24 protein-coding genes and 1 tRNA gene are annotated in these 25,277 nt (G+C 39.5%); 5 read left to right on the top strand and 20 right to left on the bottom strand.

What is annotated here, in order from left to right; all coding sequences use genetic code 11:
* Positions 1-29: 29 nt before the first annotated feature.
* The 3 genes from OQ289_RS19080 to OQ289_RS19070 are packed head-to-tail and all read left to right on the top strand — an operon-like array spanning position 30 to position 2,911.
* Positions 30-1,190, top strand: a complete 1,161-nt coding sequence (locus OQ289_RS19080) for a glycosyltransferase (RefSeq protein WP_270088357.1) — start codon at positions 30-32, stop codon at positions 1,188-1,190.
* A gap of 38 nt (positions 1,191-1,228) precedes the next feature.
* The gene (locus OQ289_RS19075; RefSeq protein WP_270088356.1) at positions 1,229-2,044 is read left to right on the top strand and encodes a glycosyltransferase family 2 protein; all 816 of its coding nucleotides are present in this window, start codon (positions 1,229-1,231) and stop codon (positions 2,042-2,044) included.
* A gap of 45 nt (positions 2,045-2,089) precedes the next feature.
* Positions 2,090-2,911 (top strand): glycosyltransferase family 2 protein, encoded by an 822-nt coding sequence (locus OQ289_RS19070; RefSeq protein WP_270088355.1) that lies wholly within the window; start codon positions 2,090-2,092, stop codon positions 2,909-2,911.
* Here OQ289_RS19070 and OQ289_RS19065 read toward each other — a convergent pair whose 3' ends face one another.
* The 16 genes from OQ289_RS19065 to OQ289_RS18990 all read right to left on the bottom strand — a co-directional run bounded on the left by OQ289_RS19065 (position 2,912) and on the right by OQ289_RS18990 (position 19,808).
* Positions 2,912-4,027: a glycosyltransferase family 4 protein gene (locus tag OQ289_RS19065; protein ID WP_270088354.1), complete on the bottom strand. Its 1,116-nt coding sequence runs from the start codon at positions 4,025-4,027 to the stop codon at positions 2,912-2,914.
* Positions 4,020-5,270 carry a glycosyltransferase gene (locus OQ289_RS19060; protein ID WP_270088353.1) on the bottom strand — a complete coding sequence of 417 codons (1,251 nt, stop codon included), beginning with the start codon at positions 5,268-5,270 and terminating at the stop codon, positions 4,020-4,022. Before OQ289_RS19060 ends, OQ289_RS19065 begins: the two co-directional genes overlap by 8 nt.
* Positions 5,270-6,295 carry a glycosyltransferase family 9 protein gene (locus OQ289_RS19055; protein ID WP_270088352.1) on the bottom strand — a complete coding sequence of 342 codons (1,026 nt, stop codon included), beginning with the start codon at positions 6,293-6,295 and terminating at the stop codon, positions 5,270-5,272. The genes OQ289_RS19060 and OQ289_RS19055 overlap by 1 nt, the downstream gene beginning before the upstream one ends.
* Positions 6,296-6,300: 5 nt before the next feature.
* Positions 6,301-6,906 carry a DUF4254 domain-containing protein gene (locus OQ289_RS19050; RefSeq protein WP_270088351.1) on the bottom strand — a complete coding sequence of 202 codons (606 nt, stop codon included), beginning with the start codon at positions 6,904-6,906 and terminating at the stop codon, positions 6,301-6,303.
* A gap of 134 nt (positions 6,907-7,040) precedes the next feature.
* The gene (locus tag OQ289_RS19045) at positions 7,041-8,531 is read right to left on the bottom strand and encodes an NADH-quinone oxidoreductase subunit N (protein ID WP_270088350.1); all 1,491 of its coding nucleotides are present in this window, start codon (positions 8,529-8,531) and stop codon (positions 7,041-7,043) included.
* 1 nt (position 8,532) lies between these two features.
* Positions 8,533-10,137, bottom strand: a complete 1,605-nt coding sequence (locus OQ289_RS19040) for a complex I subunit 4 family protein (protein ID WP_270088349.1) — start codon at positions 10,135-10,137, stop codon at positions 8,533-8,535.
* A gap of 1 nt (position 10,138) precedes the next feature.
* Positions 10,139-12,181: an NADH-quinone oxidoreductase subunit 5 family protein gene (locus OQ289_RS19035; RefSeq protein ID WP_270088348.1), complete on the bottom strand. Its 2,043-nt coding sequence runs from the start codon at positions 12,179-12,181 to the stop codon at positions 10,139-10,141.
* Positions 12,182-12,183: 2 nt separating this feature from the next.
* Positions 12,184-12,489, bottom strand: coding sequence for an NADH-quinone oxidoreductase subunit NuoK (gene nuoK, locus OQ289_RS19030; protein WP_270088347.1), 306 nt, complete (start codon positions 12,487-12,489; stop codon positions 12,184-12,186).
* Positions 12,486-13,034: an NADH-quinone oxidoreductase subunit J family protein gene (locus OQ289_RS19025; protein ID WP_270088346.1), complete on the bottom strand. Its 549-nt coding sequence runs from the start codon at positions 13,032-13,034 to the stop codon at positions 12,486-12,488. The genes nuoK and OQ289_RS19025 overlap by 4 nt, the downstream gene beginning before the upstream one ends.
* Positions 13,031-13,600: a 4Fe-4S binding protein gene (locus tag OQ289_RS19020; RefSeq protein WP_270088345.1), complete on the bottom strand. Its 570-nt coding sequence runs from the start codon at positions 13,598-13,600 to the stop codon at positions 13,031-13,033. The genes OQ289_RS19025 and OQ289_RS19020 overlap by 4 nt, the downstream gene beginning before the upstream one ends.
* A gap of 1 nt (position 13,601) precedes the next feature.
* Positions 13,602-14,675 (bottom strand): complex I subunit 1/NuoH family protein, encoded by a 1,074-nt coding sequence (locus OQ289_RS19015; protein WP_270088344.1) that lies wholly within the window; start codon positions 14,673-14,675, stop codon positions 13,602-13,604.
* A gap of 155 nt (positions 14,676-14,830) precedes the next feature.
* On the bottom strand, positions 14,831-16,120 hold the full coding sequence (locus tag OQ289_RS19010) for a citrate synthase (RefSeq protein ID WP_033565393.1): 1,290 nt from the start codon (positions 16,118-16,120) through the stop codon (positions 14,831-14,833).
* Between the two features lie 279 nt (positions 16,121-16,399).
* Positions 16,400-17,311, bottom strand: coding sequence for a molybdate ABC transporter substrate-binding protein (locus tag OQ289_RS19005; RefSeq protein WP_270088343.1), 912 nt, complete (start codon positions 17,309-17,311; stop codon positions 16,400-16,402).
* Between the two features lie 61 nt (positions 17,312-17,372).
* Positions 17,373-17,840, bottom strand: coding sequence for a DsrE family protein (locus OQ289_RS19000; protein WP_270088342.1), 468 nt, complete (start codon positions 17,838-17,840; stop codon positions 17,373-17,375).
* 3 nt (positions 17,841-17,843) lie between these two features.
* Complete coding sequence (locus tag OQ289_RS18995) at positions 17,844-18,821, bottom strand: c-type cytochrome (protein ID WP_270088341.1); 978 nt, start codon at positions 18,819-18,821, stop codon at positions 17,844-17,846.
* 81 nt (positions 18,822-18,902) lie between these two features.
* On the bottom strand, positions 18,903-19,808 hold the full coding sequence (locus tag OQ289_RS18990) for a LysR family transcriptional regulator (RefSeq protein WP_270088340.1): 906 nt from the start codon (positions 19,806-19,808) through the stop codon (positions 18,903-18,905).
* A 256-nt stretch (positions 19,809-20,064) separates the two neighbouring features.
* Between OQ289_RS18990 and OQ289_RS18985 the strand changes: the two genes are divergently transcribed.
* Positions 20,065-20,427, top strand: coding sequence for a BlaI/MecI/CopY family transcriptional regulator (locus OQ289_RS18985; RefSeq protein ID WP_270088339.1), 363 nt, complete (start codon positions 20,065-20,067; stop codon positions 20,425-20,427).
* 10 nt (positions 20,428-20,437) lie between these two features.
* Positions 20,438-22,174, top strand: a complete 1,737-nt coding sequence (locus tag OQ289_RS18980; protein ID WP_270088338.1) for a M56 family metallopeptidase — start codon at positions 20,438-20,440, stop codon at positions 22,172-22,174.
* A gap of 204 nt (positions 22,175-22,378) precedes the next feature.
* Here OQ289_RS18980 and pth read toward each other — a convergent pair whose 3' ends face one another.
* The 4 genes from pth to OQ289_RS18960 all read right to left on the bottom strand — a co-directional run bounded on the left by pth (position 22,379) and on the right by OQ289_RS18960 (position 25,209).
* A complete protein-coding gene (gene pth / locus OQ289_RS18975) occupies positions 22,379-22,939 on the bottom strand; it encodes an aminoacyl-tRNA hydrolase (RefSeq protein ID WP_270088337.1) in 561 nt (186 codons plus the stop codon).
* Between the two features lie 176 nt (positions 22,940-23,115).
* Entirely contained in the window at positions 23,116-23,712 is a 597-nt protein-coding gene (locus OQ289_RS18970; protein WP_270088336.1) for a 50S ribosomal protein L25/general stress protein Ctc, read from the bottom strand.
* A 401-nt stretch (positions 23,713-24,113) separates the two neighbouring features.
* Positions 24,114-25,070 carry a ribose-phosphate pyrophosphokinase gene (locus OQ289_RS18965; protein ID WP_033565384.1) on the bottom strand — a complete coding sequence of 319 codons (957 nt, stop codon included), beginning with the start codon at positions 25,068-25,070 and terminating at the stop codon, positions 24,114-24,116.
* Positions 25,071-25,138: 68 nt separating this feature from the next.
* Positions 25,139-25,209 (bottom strand) — tRNA-Gln (locus OQ289_RS18960).
* Positions 25,210-25,277 lie beyond the last annotated feature (68 nt).

Genomic DNA, 25,277 nt, shown 5'->3' with positions numbered 1-25,277 from the left:
AAAATTAGTTAATTTAACATTGAAAATCCATGCATAAAAAGAAGATTTTGTATTACATGGCGGAAAATCCTTTTTCTTCAGAGGCTGGTAATTTAACAAGATGCCGCCAACTTTTGCAGTATTTTGAGGCCAGAAGAGAGATGATGGACGTCGATTTTATTTCTTCTATAAATTGGGATGAAGATGGCAAAACAAAATTTGAACTTCACTATCCAAGTTTAGGGTTGATGATAGTTCCGTTCAAAATGGAAAAGGGAAATATTATTCGTTATTTCTTAACGGATAAGCTGCCTAAGGAAATAAATAAAATTCTGAACACCAGTGATATAGATAGAGTTTCGCCTTATTTTAAAAAAACATTGAAGCGAATCATCTCCGAACAACGTTATGATATCGTAATCATCAGCTATGCTGAATACGGGAATGTAATCGATTCAGATATAGATGCTTATAAGATTTTGGACACACATGATTTTACCACATTGCAACTAATGGCTAAAGAGCAGGGAGATGAAACCATTAAAATGGGAGATAGATTTGAATCTGAAATGAACATTCTAAAGAAATTCGATGAAATCTGGACTTATTCAATAGAAGAGCAATTTATATTTGAACAGTTTGCCAAAAAGAAAGTTAGTCTTTTGCCTATCTCCTTTAATACTAATACAACCGATATCGCCAAGAAAGATAGAGCTTATGATATTCTATATGTCGCAAGTGCTAATTTTCACAATGTTAGAAGTATGGAGTGGTTTCAAGAATATGTCCAACCTTTAGTAAGTAAATATAAAATTGGGGTTGTTGGCAAAATTGGAAGCATGATAAAAGATGCTGAAAATATTATTAAACTAGGATTGGTAGAAGATTTGGACCAAGTGTATAGGGATACCAAGATTTGCATATGTCCTATGTTAAGTGGTACTGGTGTTAAAATTAAAGTGCTTGAAGCACTTTCTTTTGGATTGCCTGTTGTGACCAACCGACGTGGAGTCGATGGGCTTATCAATAAGGGACAAAATGGCTGTCTCGTAGCACAGGATCATATTGAATTTGCAGATTACATCGTACGTCTATTAGAAGATGATTTATTCTATCAGGAACTGTCAGACCAGGCTATGATGTATTTTAAAAATAATCACAATCGTGAACATGAATTTGAAGTTTTGGACCGAATTATGCTGGGGAAATAGAAATGAGTTGTTTTGATATAAACGTATCATCTTTATAAATGAAAGTATCACTATTAATATCTACTTACAATTGGCCAGTTGCTTTGTCGCTCTGTTTGGAAAGTATAATGGCTCAATCCGTATATCCAGACGAAATCGTTATCGCGGATGATGGTTCGGGTGAGGATACTTTAAGTGTGATACATCACTGGCGAGAGGTAGCTCCCTTTCCCATAATACATATCTGGCAACCTGATAATGGCTTTCAATTGGCACAGATCAGGAATAAAGCAATTGTAAGTTGTTCGTCTGATTATATCATACAGATAGATGGTGATCTCATACTGCATCCTTACTTTATAGAGGATCATGTTCGATTTTCCCAATCCAATTCTTTTGTAAGAGCAAGTCGAATTTATCTAGATAAAAAATATTCACAGGATAAAATGGATAAGATGTCCATCCAGATTAATCCCTTTTCAAGAGGAGTCTCTAACTTTTTCAGTGCCTTCAGGTGCTCCCTGTTTTGGAAATTGTTTGAAACAAATTACAAAGCTAAAGGAGAGGAGAAGTGGGAGATTCATGGGTGTAATATGGCGTATTGGAGAAAAGATGCTATTCGTGTAAATGGTTACAATGAAGATTTTATCGGCTGGGGTCCAGAGGATAAGGAATTCATTGCACGCCTTATGAATGCGGGTCTTAAAAAACGCTTCTTGAAATTTGGAGGGATTGTTTTTCATTTGTGGCATAAAATCAATGCAAAGGAAACGATTCTAGAAAATGAACGTATCTTTGAACAAACGAAGAAACAACAGCTGACCTACTGTATAAATGGATTGGACAAATATGTGGTCAATCCAATTCTTGCCTGAGCACTGTAGATTTGGCAATATCTTACATAAAGCAATAGAGATATATTGGAAGTCGCACTTATTATAACAACCTACAACAGACCAGATGCCTTAGAGTCCGTTTTGGTATCGGTCAACTCCTTGATTGTCAAGCCGAGTCAAGTAATTATAGCAGATGACGGCTCTGGGACAGAGACAAAGATGCTCATCGATAAATATAGGACTCTGTCTGAGATTCCCTTACTGCATGCATGGCATCCTGATAATGGTTTTAGGGCCGCAGAGATTCGCAATAGGGCATTGTCGCTTGTTAAGTGCCCCTATGTAATTATTATAGATGGTGATATGATACTCAATCCTTACTTTGTAAAAGATCATATTAGATTTGCGCAAAAGGGATTTTTTATACAGGGAGGAAGATTCTTACTAACCGAGAAGAAGACACTTCACATCTTACAGAATCCTAGCCGTCCCTTCAAGCCGGTATATGGTGATCCAGATATTGAATACCGGTTTGAAAAGCGCCTATTTGCATTTAGGAACACGATTCTTGCGCAAATGATAAAAAGGCCAATCACTTATAGCCACCGTGCCATTCGATCCTGTAACATGTCTTTTTTTTATGAGGATGCGGTAAGGGTCAATGGTTTTAACAACGAATTCGTAGGATGGGGAAGAGAAGATAGCGAATTTGTGGAGCGGATGTTTAATGCAGGTGTGAGAAGGGTGAATATCAAATTTTCGGCTATTGCCTACCACCTGTATCACAAGGAAGAACCTCGTAGCGCACTACCACAAAACGATAAGATTTTGAATGATGCGATTTTACACAAATCGAAATGGTGCGAAAATGGATTAAATCGTTTTACAAACCAATCTCAGGGTTAGTTAATCTAATAGACTCAAATACAGCATTCGCCATTGTGTCAACAATTTGTCGTCGTTAAATCGCTGTGCATAGGCGATGCCATCTTTAGTCATAGCGGCTCTTAGACTCTCGGATTCCAAGATTCTCATGATTGCATGCTTAATCTCGTCTAAGCAATTGATATCTACATATGCCGATGAAGGTCCTCCCGCTTCAGGAAAAACTCCTTCTTTGTTGCTAATTACTGGTGTTCCTGAATATAGGGCTTCAATTATCGGAATTCCAAATCCCTCGAACTTGGATGGGTATACAAAAGCAGTAGCAGCGCCATAGAGAATAGATAGTTCTCGCATAGACAGACCTTCAACAAAGAATATTCTGTGATGCATCTTCTTTTGTGCAATAAATTTTTGCAAATCTGTTTGATAGTCCGTTTTCTTTCCAACGATTACCAATGGATAATCAATTTCTTCCAAGGCTTGAATGACGGAAAGTATGTTTTTCCTTGGCTCAATCGTACCCACATTTAGCAAAAAAGATGATGGGATACCTAACTTCTTTAGAAGTTGTATTCGTTCATCCGCTGTCTTTGCTATTTTGAACTCTGGGTGGCAACCTTGATAGATAACCTGAATCCTTTTCTCAGGTACTGCGAAGAATGTCTGAAGATCCTTTTTTGTTTGTTCACTGATCGCCACTATGCTATCGGCCTCATGACAGGCTTGTTTGAATTTTTTATTATATATCTTTCTGTCCCAATACCCATACCACTCGGGGTATCGCAGGAATATCAAATCATGCATAGTCACGACTGATTTTACGGTAGTCCCCGATATACCGATTGGTAGCTCTCCCGATAATCCATGGAAGATATCAATCTGATCTCGCTTCAAATCGCTAAGGATTCCAGTAGACCGCCATAATTGAGGAAACAATTTTCCCTCGATACTTCTGGGAAGAATAGGCGTTAGACGTTCGGAAGACGAGCTGTACTTTTCCAATACCTTTGGCGTGTAAAGACGAAGGTCCACATTATCCAGTCCTGTAGATAAGATTCGGATCAGGTCTCGGCTGTAGTTACCCAATCCCGTCGCATTTGTAAAATACCTTTTTGCATCAAAACCTATCTTAAACATATGGGCGAGATTGCTTTATTTGCGTTAAAATTTGTTTGTATTTCCCAATAACAGTATCCCAATCGTAGTTATTCGTCACATATTGCTGAGCAACATCCCTTATCTCTTCAAGAAGGGTAGGGTTATGTAGTGTATCATTCAAGATCTCGGTAAAGTTTTTATACGAACCATAACATTTTACTGCCCCAAGGCTCCTGCGTTCGTGTTCCATCATCACTTGACAGCGCTTATTTGCAATGATATACTTGCCAAGTGATAGTGCCTCTAAAGTTAGTAAGGATAAGCTCTCGACCGTAGAAGGGTTGATAATAGCTAGTGCTCCTTTCATGAGGCTTGTTTTGGTCGGTTCAGATACAAATCCGGTATAAAAAATTTCACTAGAAATGATTTTCTCCGACATCACATCCCCTGTTAGTACCAAGCGTAAGTCGCTGGGATACTCTTTTTTATATTTTAGAAAATCGGGAATCAATGAATTTAATTTTTCCTGAGTAACCCGTCCACAGTAAAGTAAGTATCTTTCTGGTAGGTCATATTGCAACTTTACAGATTCACTATCAGCAGGAGTGGCGACCGAAGTTCCAACAGCTACCACTTGATGTGGAGCCATAGCTTGCTGAAATATATCTTGACAGATTTTCATCTCAGTCTCCGTATTGAAGGCAATGTGAGCCACTTTAGCAAATAAGTGCGTATTAATACTTCGGAAAAGCATTCCCTCCATATGGGCAGCCGGCATCAAAATAGTTTTTTTTGGAGCGATTAGCCCCCCGAGTTGAGTGAGTGGATTCTCATAGGAGAAAAATATAAAAGCATCAAACTCGTGTTGATGATCCTGAAGGTAATCCAACAGATTCTCGGAGTAGAAGCGATGTGACCTCATGACTTCGTATTCCTCTTTTAATTTGAATCTCCAAATTGGGAATAACTTAAAAACTAATTGACTTAGCCCCAGCCGATAGATTATCCGTCTTATTTTTCTCGACCATTTAGCTTTCTTTTCGGCCTGATAAAAAGAGTTAGCATTAAATGGTTTATTAGCAAAGCGGCGGACATTAATTTGATTGACTTGCTCTAAACCTATGGGATAGGGATTTTCAAAAGTTACATAATTTCTAATGGTAGTCGTTAATACTTCAACCTGATAGAAAGACGATAGCCTCTCTGCTAACATACGGCAATGGAATTCTGCTCCTCCATTGATATCTAACCCATACCGCACGGTAATCAATCCAATCTTCATCACACGACCTCCTTAATCCTTTGAATTATCATCTCCTCCGTAATGAGGTCAATGGCCTCTATACCATCACAAATGCACGGTTTATTCCCATAGACCGAATTAGGTCGATTAGGATGGTCTACTTGTATACAATCTTCGTAATGCTGGCCATACCCCAAAAATCCAGCGTATGGATGTGTTGCACCCCATATGGATAGACAACGTATTCCCATCAATGAAGCCATATGCATGCCCGATGAGTCCATACTAATCATGAGGTCCAGATTAGCGATGATAGCGAGTTCTTCATTTAACTTGAACTTTCCAATCATACTGTGTACACGAGTGAATTGGTTTTCCCATTTTTCCGCAACAACCTTTTCACTACCCCCCCCTCCAAAAATGTATACATCATATCCTGCCTCTGACAAATATTGCACCACTTTTTCCATCTTCGTAATTGCGAATACTTTATAGGAGTGTTGAGCGAAAGGAGCAATCCCAATTTTTTTGGACTCTTCATCTGCAAAGAGTGCTAAAGCCATTGGTGGAAGAGGTTTAACCACTTTAGCGAGCTTTCCAGATAACGTGAGCGAAAGACCGAGCTGGCGGAATACATCGGCATATCGTTCAGGGGTGGATTTCAGTGCCTTTAATACCTTATTTGGAAACCTAGTTAACTGCTTCTTTTCTTTTCGACCTTTATCCAATTGTTGTACCTGTATTCCTGAAAGACGAAATAACATATCGAGTATTCGAGATCGCAAATTGAAATGTAAATCCGCGACCGCATCCGCCTGATAAGTGTCCAATTCAATTTTAAGCTTTCGTAGCCCAGTTAGCCCTTTGTGCTTACCCTTTGGGTCAAAAGGATGGAAAGTGACCCCTGTAATATCTTCAAAAAAAGCCCTAAACAATGGTCGGCTGACCATAATAATGCGAATGTCAGGATATTGTTTAATGAGTTCTTTTAATACAGAAGCGACCATGGCCACATCACCCATTGCTGAAAATCGGGTGACTACTATATTAGCAGGTATAGACATGTTGATTATTTGCCGCTAGCGTAGAGAATAGGATTGAGATTTGGGTCGTTGTACATTTTCATCTGTTTATAGACTTTCATGAACTTTTTACCCTCTTCTATGTCTTTTAGAAGCGCATCAATACTAGAGGATAGATCTGTACGTTGCTCTAGGAGTATATCCAGTTTTCCTTGGCAGGTCGTGATGTGGGTTTGGTCCACATCCTTCCGTAAGGTCTCTTGAGACATATGATATATTTTCAGCGCTAAAATGGACAGACGATCTATTGCCCATGCAGGACTTTCAGTATTTATAGTTGCATTTTCCAATGGTTTGATTCCCTCAAACTCGTGCAAATAGTAACTGTCAATATATTCCACCGTATCCGTGCGATATTGGTTAGATTCGTCGATACGTCGTTTCCAATAAAGAGCTTCTTTAGGATCTATATCCGGATTGCGGACCACATCTTCCATGTGCCATTGCGTCGTATCGATCCAACATTTTAAATACAATAAATGCTCCAATGAAGACTTATCATATGGATTTTCAATAGGGTGATCGATATTGTCATGCACGTGATAATCTTCGATTGCACGTTGAAAAATGGAATTTGCTATGGCGCTTATCATCTTACAAACTTAGATAAATTGTTTCTGATATGCAATTTTAACAAGCAGCATGAAAAGGCAATGTGTGGAGCTTTTAAGTGTAAATAGGAGTTCGTGTCTGGATGTCGGTTTGTGGGGTAATTGTAAGCGCAACATTATACAAATGCATCCATGAGTAACCCCGGGAAAATACCCAGTATCAAGACCAGTACTGTGAAAAAAATGGCGATAATCAATAAAGGGGTCCATTTTAGTTCAAGTATATCTGATTTGTTTTCTGAATTTCTTAGAAATGCCTGTAAGGGAATCTTGAAATAAAAGAATAGAGAAATAACGGCCGTCAAGGCACCTACAATTAATAAGATCAATAAACCGATATGGTTGTCTTCTTGGTATACGTCCAATACACTTGAGAAAATCATCAATTTGCCGATAAAGCCCGCAGTAGGAGGGAGTCCAATTAAAGAAATCAAGATGAAAGTGAAACTTACAAATAGTAGGGGGTATCTTTTCCCTAATCCAGCATATGACGTTATAGTGGTCTGTTTGGTTTGTTGTTCCAACTGTCCGATAAAAATAAAGGATGCCAGATTCATCAGTACATAACTATAGAGATAATATAGCAGTATTTGTGGTTCATTGGGTGTGTATACCAAAATCATCATCAGTAGGATACCTGTATGACCAATAGAAGAGTATGCCATCATTCTCTTTACATCCTGTTGCTGCAAGGCGGCTAGATTTCCAATCAGCATGGTCAATATAGCTGCTGCAATCAGTATATAATAGAATAAATCCGAAAAATAGAATGGAGTGTCAGCCCAAGCAATATATAGCCTTGTCAGGAATACGATTACAGCTATTTTGGGCAGTGTAGACAAAAAAGCCGTTATTGGAGTTGGTGCTCCTTGATAAATATCTGGAGTCCAAATATGGAACGGTACGAAAGCCATCTTAAATCCGATTCCAGTTAGAATAAATAATGTGGCTATGGTGACCACCAGTTCTGGCGCATCAATCAAGCCTTTGATATGGTCTACAGCGTTAAACGTCAGATTTCCTGAAAAACCATACAGAAGTGAAATGCCATAAAGCATTACTGCGGCACATACCGATCCGAATAGGACGTATTTCATGGCCGCCTCTGATTCCTTCTTTTCTTGAGATAGAAAACCTACTAATGTATAGGAAGCAATAGAAATCATTTCGATGGCAATGAATGCTAATAACCAATTATTGGTCATGGTCAATAGATTCATTCCGATGATAGAAGCCAGAATGATTGGATAGATATCGTTGGATTTCTTTCGAGGTGTATGGAATGAGAAATACTGATGGATGAACAACAAGATAATAAGCCCAGCTCCCACAATCAATAGGCGCGAATAAATGGAAAACCTATCAATCGTGACCATGTCGAAGAAAACCGTTGGCGAATCAAAGGATAACTGCGAGCCAAGTGCATATAGTGAAGCTGCGAGTCCCAAGATGCTGACCATCAATGTGCTGTTCTTCCATATGCGGTCCACAAATAGCGAACAACATATGCTGCATATAAATGCTAATATCAAGACCAATTCAGGAGCGAGAAACGCTACACTTCCAATAAGATGGTCGAGAGTAGATGTCAGATTGTTATGCTCCATATTACCCGATGTAATGTTGAATAATTGTCGCGAAATTTAGAATCGTCGCATTCATCTTATCGAACACCAAAAACGGGAAAATTCCGAGGATAAGTGCGAGTGCCACTGTTGGAAATAGAATGAGCTGCTCACGACCGTCGAGGTCTACCAGTTTGGAAGCCCAGTCGTCTCCACCTTTCAGTCGAGTCTGTCCAAAAAACATCCTTTGAAGGGTCCATAAGAAATAAGCTGCGCTCAGTAGTATCCCGATAGAGCCCGCGATTGCCATCCATCTCGGTAGTTCCGAGCCGATACTTTCAGCATTAAAGGCACCGATGATGACAAATGCTTCACCTATAAATGCCGAAAAACCAGGAAGGCCCAAAGATGCAAAAAATACCACAGCAACAAAGCCTGTATATTTCGGCATGATAGAAGCCAATCCTCTAAAATGATATATATATCGGTCATGTACACGGTCATATAATACACCTACCAAGAAAAATAATGCAGCCGATAGGAATCCGTGACTGATCATTTGGAACATGGCCCCCGAAATCCCCTCGGCAGTTAGCGAAGCAATCCCCAATAACACGAACCCCATGTGGGATACCGAAGAATAGGCAATCATGCGCTTTAGATCTTTTTGAGAAAGTGCATTCAACGCTCCATAAATAATAGATATAACACCAATCAATCCTATCCACCAATTTGTTTGAGCGGCTATATCAGGAAAGATTCCATAACAAATACGGATGATTCCATATCCACCAATCTTAAGTAAGATACCCGCCAGTATGATTGAAATAGGGGTTGGCGCTTCCACGTGAGCATCTGGTAACCAAGTGTGTAGCGGTACGATAGGTACTTTGATTGCAAAAGCAAAGAATAGGACCACAAAGCCCACCAATCTGGTGGATAGTCCAAATATCGTAGATAGGCTATCTGGTGAGAAGAATGCCCCTTCAATATAATGATCTGGATTCATCATCGTCAGCATATTGAACGTAAAGGCTCCTGATGATGGGTTGATCACCGAAAAATAGAGGCCCACGATTATCAATAACATGAATACCGATCCAAACAATGTGTATATAAAGAATTTGATCGCCGCATATTCCCTTCTTGTGCCACCCCATATGCCTATCAAGAAATAAAGCGGTAAAAGCATGATTTCATAGAAAACATAAAACAAGAAAAAGTCCAAGGCTGAAAAGATACCCATAACAGCCATATTCAAAATCATCAATAAGGCGAAATATCCTTTTGGGCTTTTACGGGTGTTCCAAGAAGCACCGACAGCCATCAGCATCACGAACGTACTCAAGACAACTAACGGTAAAGAAATACCATCCAATCCAAGAAAATAATCAATCTCTAGATTCCCGATATTACCCAAGCTTAGTCGAATCCACGGGATTTGCTCAACAAATTGATATCCACCGACAGCATCGATTCCCGATTTGACGGTGTCGAACTGCTGATAAAGGTATCCCGAAATCAACAATTGAATAGCTGTAAATAGCAATGCAATGTATTTGTATGTCGCGCTCCACTTGATAGGCAGTATCAGTATCAGTAATGCTGCTACAATCGGGAGGAAGATGATGAGCGAAAGTAATCCCATTTTATTTTATAAAGCAATAAACTAATCCAACTAAAACGACTAAGAAAACCGAAAATAGGTAATATTGTAACCGACCATTTTGAAAATGTCGAAACACATTCCCCAACCAATAGGCGATAGCTGCTATGCCATTCACCATTCCATCTACCAAGACGCGATCGATCCATGTGATGATACTGGACAATCGAAGTACAAGCCATGAAGAAGCATGTATTGCGCCATCTACAAGATGCCGGTCCATTCCATGTGCGAATTGGGCAATATATACCGTTACATTCACAAAGATAGTTTGATAAAACTCATTAAGATATCCTTGGTGTAACGATAATTTAATCAATAGATGATTTGGGTTTAACGGATAATGCCCCTTAACATACCAGCGATAACCAATCCACCAACTACCGATTGCGCCTATTAGCAAAACTATCGGAATGATGATATGGGCCAAATGATTGACGGTATATGGGTATTCTTCCAACAATCCGTCCATGATCCAAGCGTGATGGTAGGAAATAGGTTGAAGGGAAAAGAGTGGAAAGATACACCATAGGCCTAGAAAGAACATCGGGATTAGCATCAATCGAGGTGCTTCGTGGAGATGAATTTTCCCAACTAACAATGTTTTAATGCGAAGGTCTCCGAAAAAAGCCTTAAAAACCAGCCTTCCGATATAAAACGCAGTCATCACACTCACCACGATAAGCAAGACCGGTATCACGAAGTAGTGTGTCCCCTTTGTTGCACTCCATTCAAATGCTGAGAGGATAATACTGTCTTTGGAAAGATAGCCTGAGGTCAGTGGAAATCCCGCCAAAGCAAGGGACGCAAGTGCCATCAAGAAAAATGTTTTCGGCATGTATTTTCGCAACCCACCCATATTGTTCAAATCTTGAGGGTCAAAATCTTGTTGACTGTGCAATTTGAGGTGTGCCATTTCGTGAATCACTGCCCCCGCACATAAGAACAAGAGACACTTAAAAAATGCATGAGTAGCCAAGTGGAAGATAGCGGCATCCCATGCCCCAATACCTATACCCACCATCATATAGCCCAGCTGAGAAATCGTCGAAAAAGCCAATATTCTTTTGATGTCATATTGCGCCAGTGCAAAGTAAGCTGCACTTGATGCTGTAATAGTACCTATTACAGCTATAAACAGTAAGACTGTTTCATTGAATAGTGGAAATATAGTCGCCACTAAGAACACACCAGCAGCCACCATTGTCGCAGCATGGATAAGTGACGATACGGAGGTCGGTCCCTCCATCGCATCCGGTAGCCAAACATGTAACGGGAATTGAGCCGATTTAGCCATGGCACCCAAGAAAAATGCTAAGCCTGCGATAGTCTGCCAGGAGGCATCCATGGTATTGGTTGGCGAAACCCACTGACCATTTGCAATCGTACTTTGTAAAAGTACCCCCTCTTTCCCAAATAATTCCGAAAGATTCAAAGTTCCGAAGTGACTGAAAATGATGGCGATCCCAATGAGAAAGCCTAAATCTCCAATCCGATTAATGATAAATGCTTTTTTATTGGCCTGTACAGCTGATTCTTTCGTAAACCAGAATCCAATCAGCAAATACGACGCAAATCCGACGAGCTCCCAAAAGACATACATCAAGAGGAGGTTATTCATTAATACCAATCCGAGCATTGCAAAACAGAATAGGCTCAAATACATCCAATACCGATGTAGCCCATTATCTCCCTGCATATACGCCTTGGAGTAGAGGTGAACGGGTAGTGCAATAGCAGGGACGATAAATAACATGAGTGCACTGAGGTTGTTCAATAAAATACCAACCGTGAAAGTATGCGCTCCAATAGTAAACCATTCCAACTGCACCATTATTGGTGCGTTGTTCCATATCATTGCAAAAGTGAGGATGCCGGCACAGGCACTTAATCCAATAGCTATGGATGGGATGATGCCTGACGAGTCCCGTTTACCAGCCATTGCTTGATAAAGAAAAGCAATCAAAGGAAAAACCAACGTCAGAAACGCAGTAGTAAGGGGTGATATATTTACTAGATAATCCAATGCTAATCTTTTAATTCTTGAATATGATCGGGATTGATGGTATTGTAATGTCTGTATACATTCAGGATAAGTGCCAGCCCAACAGCAACCGCTGCGGCTGCTAGTACAATCGCAAAAAGTGCAAACACTTGACCTCCGTAATTGATTTTGTCATAACGTCCAAATGCTATAAAATTCAGAATCGCGGCATTGATCATCAGCTCGATCCCAACTAAAATAAGGATAGCATTCTTTTTCGAAAGTACCGCATAAAGTCCTATGCTAAATATGCAGGCACTGACAACCAAAAAATGAGTCAATGTAATCATGACTGTCCGTCCTTTCTCGATAAGTGTGCTGCCCCCATTAATGTCATCATTAGAAATATACCAATAATCTCAAATGGCAAAATATAAAACGTCATAAATCGAAACCCCAATTCCCGGATATTATTATCCGTTGCTTTTATCTCCGTCCCTTGAGCCTTTGCCTGTTCCACCCAAATAGGACCTTCAGTCTGCCACTCCACAAAAGCTGTGGCCATTACAACAAAAAATGCTAAGGCCAACAAAAGGGACGGCCAATTGGGTAGAGATAAAAATTTAGCCGATGTAGCCTGTAAATCCTTTAATAACTCTTTATTAGAAAGCATGAAAGCAAATATCATTAAAATCAAGACCCCACCAACGTAGACCATAATCTGCGTAATTGCAACAAAATCTGCCAATGCAAACAAGTATAAACCTGCCATGGCAAATAGAACGATGAAAAATAGGAAAAGGGCACGAGCCGTATTTTTTAAACTCACGACCAATAAGGCCGAGGTAATGGCCAATAAGGAGAATGCGTAAAATAAGATTTCGGCTAAGGTCATGACTGTTTTTTTGCAGCCTCCTTGTCCGCTTGGAATTTGGTCCACTCTGCTTTTCGACTTGCAATCTCTTCATCAGACATCTCTCCAAATCCATAGATCAAATCTGTTAGATTCGTGGTACTTCTATCATATTGATTGGTCATCGTGATACATTCTGTAGGACACACTACTGTACATAGCCCGCAATACATGCACTTCGCCATGTCGATATCAAATTTTTCAGCATATAAACGTTTCACACTTCCATCGGACGTCTTACCTATAGCCTCAGGTGATTTGATGGACGTGATATCGATACAGTCTACAGGGCATGCTTTTGCACATAGGTCGCATACAATACAGTCATCGATATCAACTTGAAGTTGATACCTCGCAACTTCAGGTATAGGCATTTTTTGTTTTGGAAACTGTATCGTCGCCACGCCATCTTGGCGATCAAAATAGCGCTCTTTCGTAATATCTGTCTCCTGACGTTTTCTCCTAGCGCCAAATAGATGCCCCACCGTCAGAGATAGTCCTTTGACAGCAGTAGATAGTGCATTTATGGTCGTTTTGATCAATAGCATATTAGTTCATCATGACAAGTCTCCATATTCCTGATATGGCCATACACACAAAAGCAGTTGGTATGAGTACCTTCCAACATAAGGACATAAGTTGATCCGCCCGTAGACGAGGGAGTGTCCATCTAATCCACATCTGCACACCCACAATCAACAGGGACTTTGATAAGGTCCAAAATATTCCCCAAGCTAATCCTGTTGTCCAAGTCGCCAATTTTAAGCTCCCAATATTTGGAAGTGGTGTGTTCCAGCCGCCCCAAAAGATAACAACGCCCAACATCGCGACCAAAAACATCATTGCATATTCAGCCAAAAAAATAAAGGCGAATTTGATGCCCCCATATTCTGTGTGAAAGCCACCAATCAATTCCGATTCGGCCTCAGGTATATCAAATGGCGCACGATTGCACTCTGCTAAAGAAGCTAGGAAAAAGATGACATATACAATTAGCAAATGTGGGGCTTGGAAGATGTTCCAAGATAGAAACCCTCCAATATTCGTGACTTCCCAAATCCCTAAGAATTTAACTGTCTCCGTTGTTAATATACCCTGATTTAAAGCAATTTCATTTAGATTCAATGTTTGGGTAATCATCACTGCCGCAATGAGAGACAGACCCACTGGAATTTCATAAGAAACCATCTGAGCAATTGCCCTAATAGATCCCAACATAGAATACTTGTTGTTCGAACCCCATCCCGCCATTAAGATTCCAATAGCATCTATTGAAACTACAGCCATAATAAAGAAAAGTCCGGTATGTGTATTGGCGGGAATAAAATCAGCTGCCCATGGCATCACACTAAAGCCAATAAAAACAGCTACAAAAATGATAACAGGTGCAGTTATGAAAAGAATACGATCGGCTGAGGAAGGAGTGATGAACTCCTTTTGGAGGAGCTTAAGGATATCAGCAATGGTTTGTAGACTGCCATATTTCCCCGTCTCCATTGGCCCTAAACGATCCTGTACAAATCCAGCAATTTTACGCTCTGCATATACTGCAAATAGCGTAAACACTGCAATAAAACTGAAGATTGCAATTGGGACCAGTATATCGATTAATAGGCTACTCAAGTTATTTTAGAATAATTCTTAATTAGAATGCAAACATAAACAAAACTGCGCATTTTTAATGCATCTAACTGCTAAGTTATACCAATTTAGTAGATTTTTTTTATAAAAAAAGGACGCCCAATTGGAGCGTCCTTAATAAGAAGATTAGAAAAGCCTTATTTTCTATCTTTAATGTCTGTATAGTCTCTTTTTGTTGCTCCCGTGTAGACTTGTCTTGGGCGACCTATTGGCTCTTTGTTCTCACGCATTTCTTTCCATTGGGCAATCCATCCTGGTAGACGACCTAATGCAAATAGTACCGTAAACATTTCAGAGTTAAACCCTAGTGCACGGTAGATGATTCCCGAGTAAAAGTCAACATTTGGATATAATTTTCTATCGATGAAGTATTGATCGTTCAATGCTGCTTGCTCTAATTTTTTAGCAATTTCCAAGACTGGATCATCGATTCCTAATTTTTCTAAAATCTCATCACATGCGACCTTGATGATTTTAGCGCGAGGATCAAAGTTCTTATATACACGGTGACCGAAGCCCATCAAGCGGAATGGATCGTTTTTGTCTTTTGCCTTCGCAAGATATTTTTCAGCATCTCCACCATCATTTTTGATGGCTTCTAGCATCTCAATAACAGCTTGGTTGGCACCCCCATGTAATGGACCCCATAGTGCAGAGATACCTGAAGATATGGAAGAAAATAGATTTGCATTGGATGAACCAACGATACGAACCGTAGAAGTTGAACAATTTTGCTCATGGTCCGCATGTAGAATCAATAATTTGTGCATCGCATTGATGACAACAGGATCTATTACCACATCTTCTGTCAATTGACCAAACGTCATGCTCAGGAAATTGTGAACATAGTTCATGTCATTCTTTGGATACATCACTGGGTGACCTAATGATTTTTTGTGGATCCACGAGACAATTGTTGGCATTTTTGCCAACATCTTGATAATTGTCAAATTATCTTCTTCTTCAGTAGCATTTGGATTCAGAGACTCTGGATAGAAAGCTGATAATGCCCCTACTAAGCATGATAACTGTCCCATTGGATGGGACTTAGAAGGAAATCCGTCAAAGAATTTCTTCATATCCTCATGAATCAAGGTATGCTTGCTGATGTCATGTCTAAATTTTTTCAACGTTTCTTCAGACGGCAAATCACCATATATCAATAAATAAGCAACCTCCAAAAAGGTAGACTTTTCTGCCAACTGCTCAATAGGGTAACCTCTATAATGAAGAATTCCTTTTTCGCCATCTAAAAAAGTAACAGCACTTTTAGTAGCACCTGTATTTTTAAATCCTGGGTCTAAAGTAATATATTCAGTTTGATCTCTTAGTTTGGAGATGTCAATAGCTTTTTCATTTTCAGTTCCTGTGATAACAGGAAGCTCATATGATGAATCGTTTAAAGTAAGTTTAACTGTCTCAGACATAATTTGAATATGTTGTATTATGCAAATGTAAATAAATTGAAATGTAAATCAATGTGCCGAAATGAATTAATATGCCATTTTTAAGTCAAATCCGGCCAATTTGATGAAGACTTAAAGTGGAATTAGCAATATATTAACAACGCATCCTAAAGTATCTAAAAATATTGGATAAACAAACAAATGAGTGAAACTAATATGCAAAATTTAATATTCTAAAATGAAAAGAGCGACTTTCTTGCGTTAGAAAGTCGCTCGTAATCAGTGAATTATTTAAGATGTCTAATTTACATCAAAACCATATTTTTTATAAATGGCCTTGGCCTTGTCCGATTGTAAGTAAGACATGAAATGAGCAGCGGCTTCTTTGTTTTTCGATTTCTTCAATTTACCAGCCATGTATTTGGCAGTGATGTTATGTTCCACGGGAATCTCTATTCCCTCTACGGGGTGCTTGATCATCTTTTGGAAAGCAACTTCCGAATACCATACAGGCGCGACATCTGCCAATCCGTTCAAGATTCTCAAAGGACTTTCCCGGTGATGTATCTTGGTTAGGTAGGTACTCCCGTCATTGGTTTTTGTTTCCATCACTGCGTCCACCAGTTTCTGTCCACCTGCCTTTTTGTAGGCTGTTTTAATCTGCTCGCCTACTCCTTCCCACGTTGGATTTGGCATAGCGATGCGTACCTCTGGTCGTTGTAGGTCCTCGAGTGATTTAATCTGCTTGGGGTTTCCTTTTGGAACCATGAGAATCAGTTTATTTTGTGCATACTCGATGGTCTGGTCAAAGTAATCCGTCATTTCTGTAATGCGTCTTTGGCCCGCAGTATAGATATCGGGGGTATGCGTGATTTTCAAATTGCCAATAGTCAACGATCCCCCTTGGATTTGTTTGGCTAAAATACCTGGAGGTAAAGTCTCTACAAAAATACGTTCGTATTCGGGATGAAGCTTTTTAAACCCCTTGATGAGGTCATCGATGACCATAAACTGATTTCCTGCAAAAAAGATGACCAGTTGGGGATTTTCAATTTCACCATATAAATCGGGGATATTGTCGATACCTGGAATCGTGAAATTTACAGCAGCTTCAGGTGGGGTATTCCAAGGTGGATCAAAGCGGTGATCTTGTGCATTCGCGACGGATATTGCCGAAAATAGTACCCCTATATAAATGATGATTTTGAGCATATATTCAATTGTTATGGATAAATTAAGTAGTCTATATTAGCTTGTTGCGCTACGTTTTGGGTTACGGTTTGATGACCGTCCATCCCTGTGCCGAGCGGATGATGAGTTCGCCGTTACCACTAGGTACATAACCTACGAAATCAAAAAGCTGTGCCTTTGTCAGGTTTCTTTCTTTCAACGAGTTGAGACATTGTGCCACTGTAACACCACGTTGTATTAGTTTTTTCAAAGGTTCTTCAAATTTTGAACCTAGTAGGTAGGCTTCCGTACCTCCCGAAAAGGTAATCAATTCGATTTCAAGCTTGCCCTTAAGTCTCGGGTCATCCAGCACATTGTTGATATTGCGAATAGCTTTTTCAATTATTTTCGGGTCATTCGTGTCCAATTGATAGATAGCTTTATAGCTAGATTGCTCTGCAACAGCTCCTTGGAACGCTTTGTTGTTCTCCACGGTATTTTCTTTCATCTGTGCTTTTACTGTGCTTAGGCTGCATATAGCCAGGATTACCATCATTAGTGTTTTATTCATGATCTAAAAATTATAAGGTCCGTATTTATGTTGTAATTGACTGATTTCATCATTGAATGGTGGATAGGGCGTATCCTTAGGTTTTTTTGCCAAATTAGGATAGTCCAGCTCTTTGTTTGCTTTTTCAGGACGCGGGAACGAGTTTATATAAGCCGCAACGTCGTAGGCGTCCTCATCGCTGAGGATTGGTGCATCATGTGTAGCTCCTAGCGGCATGTTTCCCTTGATGAATTTAGCGGCTGTCAATAATCGTGACATACCTGCGCCGTCGTTATAGGAATCTGGACCCCATAGTGGTGGATACTGGTATCCTTTGCTATTTGCTAATTTAATACCTTGCCCTTCAGCACCGTGACAACTTTTACATTGCCGCTGGAAGACTACCGAACCTGATTTTGGGTCTGCAGCACGTTCTGGAACTTCAATCTTGACGAATCCCTGTCCAGGAATACGTTTGCCCACTGGGGTTTGATCGCTGATATGCTTGATATAGGTAATAATCGCCCGCATTTCTGTACTATTGATAGCTATTGCCTCACCGTTCATACTGCGTTCGAAACATCCATTAATGCGCTCCTCTAAGGATTCAATCTTATCTTCACGACCGATATAGATTGGAAATACCCCGGTGAGACCTATGTATGGGGCAGCAAATGATTTCGTGCCGCCATTTAAATGGCAGTTGGTGCAGGCTAAGTGATTCCCGATTTTCTGACCATCCCTATAAAAGTAGTTGTAAGTCTCTTTGATGAGCTTTTCGCCATATGAAGCCAATTCTCCCTCTTTGCTACTGGTAAATGCAACAGGTATATAGTGGTCAATATGTTTAATTATACTGTCGTTTGTAGCTTTTTCGGCTTGAACGCGTACTGGTGGACGGAGTGTCAAATATGAAGTAAGCAATATAAAACATACCAAGACGACGCTCAGTAATATAACGGTATTTGTAATTTTGCGATAGCTCTTTAGTTCTTCTTCCATAATCTTTGTCGGTTTGAAGCAAATCTAAAAGAACTTATGATGCCGTTATAATGTCCAATTATTATAGGGTATAAGCAAAGGTTATGTATAGATATTATTTTTATGTTGTTGGATATACTTGAAGAATTTTTGTGGCAATCCAGCCAAGCCACCATACATGTGTGTGATGTAAAAATATCTGTCTATCGCAAAATCTGATACATCAATTATTTTCAGCTCGTTGTTGTTAATCTCTTCGTTGACTGCATGTATAGATACAAACGCAGCAGCATTGCTATATTTTAGATAACGTTTGATGCTTTCCGTAGAAGATAGCGTGATTTCAATTTTTAGGCGATGTATAGATATTCCATGTTGTTTTAAACGCTCCTCAATGATATCACGAGTGCCTGACCCCTCTTCACGAATCACGAGTGGGATAGTAGATAAATCCATTAGTGTACAGTTCTCTTTTTGAAAAAACGTGTTCTGCGCGTTGGTAACCAATACAATTTCATCCTTTAGAAAAGGAGTAAATTTGAGTGAGCGATTATCGGTCAATCCTTCCGTAATACCGAGATGAATCTCTTTTCGAATCAGTAGCTCCTCAACTTTTTTCGAATTATATTGATAGACCTTAATCTCATTTTCGGGATAGCTGGCCACAAATTGAGCCAGTATCTTTGGAATGACATATTGGGAGATTGTCGTACTGATTCCAATAAAAAGGCTACCGTTCTCCTTACCGATGACTTGATTTATTTCATAAGTCGCTAGATTATATTGTTCAAAGATGAGTTGTGCATGATGGTAGAGTACCGATCCGGCTTTAGTTAGTGCCAAACGATTGCCTAGCCGCTCAAATAATGGAGTGCCCACGGTATGTTCCATCTCCTGTATATTCTTGCTGACCGCAGGTTGGGAGATGAACAATTCAGATGCTGCTTTCGTAAAATTCAATGTTTTAGCAGCCACATAAAATACCTTCAATCTATAATCTATTTCCATATGTGAGGATTGGCAATTGCCTTTATTCAGGGTTATCCATTCTGATGATGTTGGTAAATCTATAAAAAAACACCTAGTTCTTCTTCAATACAACAGTATTGTCACAAATAGACAAATGTTAAAAAATTGGTTTTATACCGTTGTTAAATACCTTATCGCATGATAAAGAGTTAATTACGAAAGAAAATGTTGAAAATACTTGACTGTCTACGATTTTTTCGTAAACTTGTAAAGTACAAGTAATAGAAGGTGTTTTATGGAAAAATTAACAATACAGGAAGAAGAAGCCATGTTGTCGATTTGGCAACTAAATGGAGGCTTTATAAAAGAGATATTAGATAATATCAAAGGAAGTACGGTTCCTTATACAACATTAGCTTCCACGGTCAAAAACTTAGAGCGAAAGGCATATGTCAAAGCAGTAAAGTATGCAAATGCAAAGCGGTATGAACCGCTAATCAGTGAGCAGGAGTATAAGGCCAAATTCATGAATGGATTTGTTGGAGATTATTTCAGGAACTCCTATAAGGAGATGGTCAGCTTCTTTGTCAAAGAAGAGAAACTGTCTGCCTCTGAACTTGAAGAAATCATGAATATGATAAAAAATGGTAAAAGTTAATTGATGTCTTATGGAAAATCTCTTAAATTATGTTATTCAAGTAAATGTCCTGTTAGCTATTGTATACCTTGGGTATAAGGTTATGCTGAAGGGATTGACATTCTACGGATTGAATCGATTTTATTTTCTTTCAGGGATTCTGTTTTCCTTTGCTTACCCATTTATAGATTTACGCGCATGGTTTGCCAAACCCCTAATCGTGATGGGTGATTACATGACCTACATTCCTAATGGTGTAAAAGAAACAAATGAAGGGGTGGCCTTGCTAGCAGTGTTGATCGGTATATTGACGATTGGAATGTGTGTACTGGCGATTAAGTTTTTGGCACAGCTTGGGAGCTTGGTTCGCATACATCTGTATTCCAAACCGGCACAATGGCGAGACTATATATTTCGTAACGTGTGGATACCTATTGTTCCATTTTCATTTATGAATAGGATTTATGTAAATAAGGATTTACACGAGGAAATTGAACTATTGGATATCTTTCATCATGAAGAAATCCATGTGAAAGGTAAGCATACATTGGATATCCTCTTGGGCGAAGCGACGTTGATTTTGTGTTGGTACAGTCCTTTTGTGTGGATGATGCGCCGGGCCATTCGTCAAAATCTAGAATTTCTGACTGATCAGCAGGTTCTCAATCGTGGGGTAGATAAGCAAACATATCAATATAGTCTCCTGCATGTAACCAAGCAAGGTGCAGCTATTGGAATAGGAAACCAATTTAATTTCAAAACGTTAAAACTTAGGATCATGATGATGAACAAACGACGCTCCTCCAAGTTGCAACTTAGCAAATATGCCTTTATGCTGCCGCTGTTGATTTTTACCGCGGGCGCATTGACCATCGATAGAGCCGAGGCCAAAATTGAAAATATAGTGAGTATAGCCAAGGAAACTGTGCTTGATGTGCCGAGGCCATTTATGTCGAAGGATACTGTCAAACAAGTTGATGTCCAACCTGTAGACAAGAAAATTGAAATTGTCCAGGAGAAACCACAGCCGAATGTGACAATTCGTTTGACAGAAATGCCTCTAGATAATCAACCTATTTATTTCCTTGAGGGCAAACAGGTTGATGGGGATGTTATGAAAGCTTTGGATCCCAATCGTATTGAGGGCATCAGCATTTTGAAGGGAGAGGCTGCGGTTGTTGAGTATGGTCCGAAAGCAGTAAACGGTGCGATATTGATTACTTTGAAAGATCCTTCAAAAGCAAAGACCCCAACCGAAGTCGTGGACTCATTGAGTACGAATAGACTCAATGGAAAAGTTACAGGTATTCGTGTGACTGATAAAGCGGATTCCACAAATAGGATTTCGTTACAACACATGATAAAGACTCTAAATGGGGAGGGAAGTGCCTCAACTAGTAAGGTATCTAATCTAAATGAGGTCTCTTTAGTTTGGAAAACAGAAAACCGTTTAACCGAAAAAGTGCCTCTTTTCATAGTAGATGGTGTGGTTAAAGACTATCGGTCCGGGGAGAATGATTTGGATCCTAATACTATCCGAAGTATTTCCGTCCTCAAGAATGATGCAGCAAATGCATTATATGGTGAAAAAGGCAAAAACGGAGTTATTCTAGTCACGACCAAATCGGGTAAGGAGGATAAAGGTGCTGAGACGGTTGGTCCGAATTCAACTTCTGTTACGGAAGGGCGTAAACTGGATACCATCACCATTATGGGATACGGAAAGAAAAATAATAATCGGATTGATACGATAAAATTTACGAAATAGTAACGATTAAACTTCCTAATGTAAAAAGCCGAACAATTATGTTTGGCTTTTTGTTTTAACGTGTACCCGTACTCCATTACAGATTCGAGATTAATTCAGGACATATGGTTAATACCTATCAAATCTAAGCTACAGCGAAGCAGACTCAGCTCTGTCACTTCCGATAGTCATTCGTTGGGAATATTTTTCAGGAAATGAAGTAGGTTATTTATTCATATTGGTCATGGTCAGCTCTATTCCGATATTAATAAAGCTATTGATCATTTGGACCGAACGTTCAATGAGCGCAGGTAGCTCGGGTTGTTCATCCTTATCAAAGGGAGCTAATACGTATTCCGCCTGACGGCCTTTTGGAAAATTGTCACTTATACCAAACCTTAGTCTGGGGTAAGCCTGTCCACCACATAGGGCTTCAATGGATTTAAGTCCGTTATGTCCAGCACTGCTGCCTTTGGGTTTGATACGAATGGTACCCAAGGGAAGCGCCAGGTCGTCCACAAGCACCAATACATTGCTAATGGGTACCTTAAGTTGCTGCATCCAATAGTTGACAGCTTTACCACTGAGATTCATATAAGTAGTCGGTTTGATGACATGTACATTGTGTCCGCGTTGCTTATATTCAGAAAAGAAGGCGTACTTTAATGTGGAAAATGAACCTCCAGCCTGCTTTACCAATTCATCGGCTATCATAAACCCAATATTGTGACGCGTGTCTTCATATTCACGACCGATGTTACCTAAGCCTACTATAAGATAATTCATGTTGTATCTGTTGATCTAAGTCTGCAAAAATAGAGAATAGATGTGAGATTTTAGACGGTTACCTCGGTTTTAGGGAAAGGCTGGAAGAAAGAAGAGATGGGTTAAGGGGTGGGGGTAATAAAAAAGGCATCGTATCGATGCCTTTTCTTATGAAGTCTATTATAATCTATTTAAGATTATTTCTTTTTACCTTGAGCTGCTTTAGCTGCTTCTTGTTCTGCTTGACGTAGAGCACGAGACATGATGACAGATACAATGGTATCGTCAGCATTGTTCAACACTTTACCATTCTCAAGTTTCACCTGACCTACACGGAATGATTTACCTACTTCCAAAGATTCCATAGGTACTTCAATTTCTTGAGGTAGGTTGTTCGGAGTAGCTTTTACACGAAGCGTACGTAATTTCTGCACTAATTTACCCCCTAATTTAACACCAGGAGAAGTACCTGTCAATTTAACAGGGATATTTACTGAAACAGCTTTGTCATCGTTCAACTCTAAAAAGTCTACGTGGATAACAACGTCAGTCAATGGGTGGAATTGAGCGTCTTGAACAATAGCTTTTGTTTTTTTTCCATTAAGGTCGAATTCTACGAATACAACTTCTGGCGTGTAAAGCACTTGTTTCAAATCAGCTGCGGATACAGATAGGTGAGTTTGCGTACCACTACCATAAAGAACCGCAGGTACATTACCTTCGTAACGCAATTCTTTTGCATCTCTTTTCCCTACGTTCTGTCTAACAGAACCGCTAATAGCAATTGATTTCATCGTTTTAATTTATTAAAATTTGAGGTGCAAAGATAAGGATTAAAAAATGAAAATTCAAAATCTTAACGGTTAGATTTTCAGGAACATTATTCCGAATGGCCGTAGTCTCTAGTTTATATTGCTACTTGGGAAAAGTTGTGATCAAGTACTAAGTTAAACTGACTTTAACTTACCTTTTAGATAGCCTTTATATAGCCAAAGGCTAAGTTAGGGCTATGTAAAGGCTATGTTATCCCTATGTAAATACTATTTTATTGTCTAATTTGGAGTTGACTTTGTTCCTGGGGTATCATTAAGAATGTACTGTGTTTAAATACGAGGTTTTGCAAAAAAAATAGAGGGAACTAATTTTAGTTCCCTCTATTGTCTTATATATACTTGTGGTCTTTTGGATCCACAGATTAATCTACTTGAAAAAGGTCGGATATAGATCCGTGCTCATTTACATTTTTAATAGCATTTGCAAATAAGTCCTGTGTAGATAGGACTTTGATTTTACTGCAAGACTTCATTTTCTCAGTATCGAGCTGGATAGTGTCTGTTACTATCATTTCTGCGAGTACTGAATTTTCAATAGTCTCATATGCTTTGCCTGATAGCACCGCATGTGTACACAGTGCACGAACAGATTTTGCTCCATTTTCCATGATCAATGCCGCTGCTTTTGACAAAGTACCTGCTGTATCACAAATGTCGTCAATAAGGACTACGTCTTGACCGGTCACATCCCCAATAATAGACATAGATTCAATTTCGTTGGCGCGTTTACGTCTTTTGTCACAGATGATAACCTCTGCATTGAAAAATTTAGCAAAAGTACGTGCGCGGTATGAACCACCCATGTCAGGTGATGCAATCGTTAGATTTGGTAGATTTAGGGATTTGATGTAAGGGACAAAAATAATAGAGCCGTCTAAGTGGTCTACCGGAATGTCGAAAAATCCTTGTATCTGAGCTGCATGTAGGTCCATCGTCATGATACGGTGCGCACCAGCGGCTGTAATTAGGTTGGCAATCATTTTTGCTCCAATTGCTACTCTTGGCTTGTCTTTGCGGTCTTGACGGGCGAATCCAAAATAAGGAACTACAGCTGTAATGTAATGGGCGGATGCTCTCTTTGCAGCGTCAATCATCAATAGGAGTTCTAAAAGATTGTCCGTTGGCTGATTGGTAGACTGGATTAAAAAGACATCACTTCCACGTACAGATTCGTTGTAGAAAGGTTGGATCTCTCCGTCACTAAATTTTGATAAGGTCTTGTCTCCAAGAGGTTTTCCGTAAGATTTTGCGATTTTTTCTGACAATTCCTGTGTGCCGGAACCAGCAAATAGTTTTACGGTGTTAAATTGCAAAGGCATGGTGAGTGTTTTTGAATAAGGATTAGAATAGAATTTACTTTGATAAATTTCTGTTTAATTACTTAAAGTTGTCCCACCTGGATTCGAACCAAGACAAACAGTACCAAAAACTGTCGTACTACCATTATACTATGGGACAATTGTGGCAAAAGTGATCGCTATTGTCGGGGCAAAAATAGATAAAATTGCTTTGATATGCAAGTTTAT

The organism is Sphingobacterium sp. SYP-B4668 (assembly GCF_027627455.1).
Lineage (GTDB): Bacteria > Bacteroidota > Bacteroidia > Sphingobacteriales > Sphingobacteriaceae > Sphingobacterium.
Note: the sequence above shows the minus strand (reverse complement) of the source record. Positions and strands in the feature narration are given on the sequence as shown.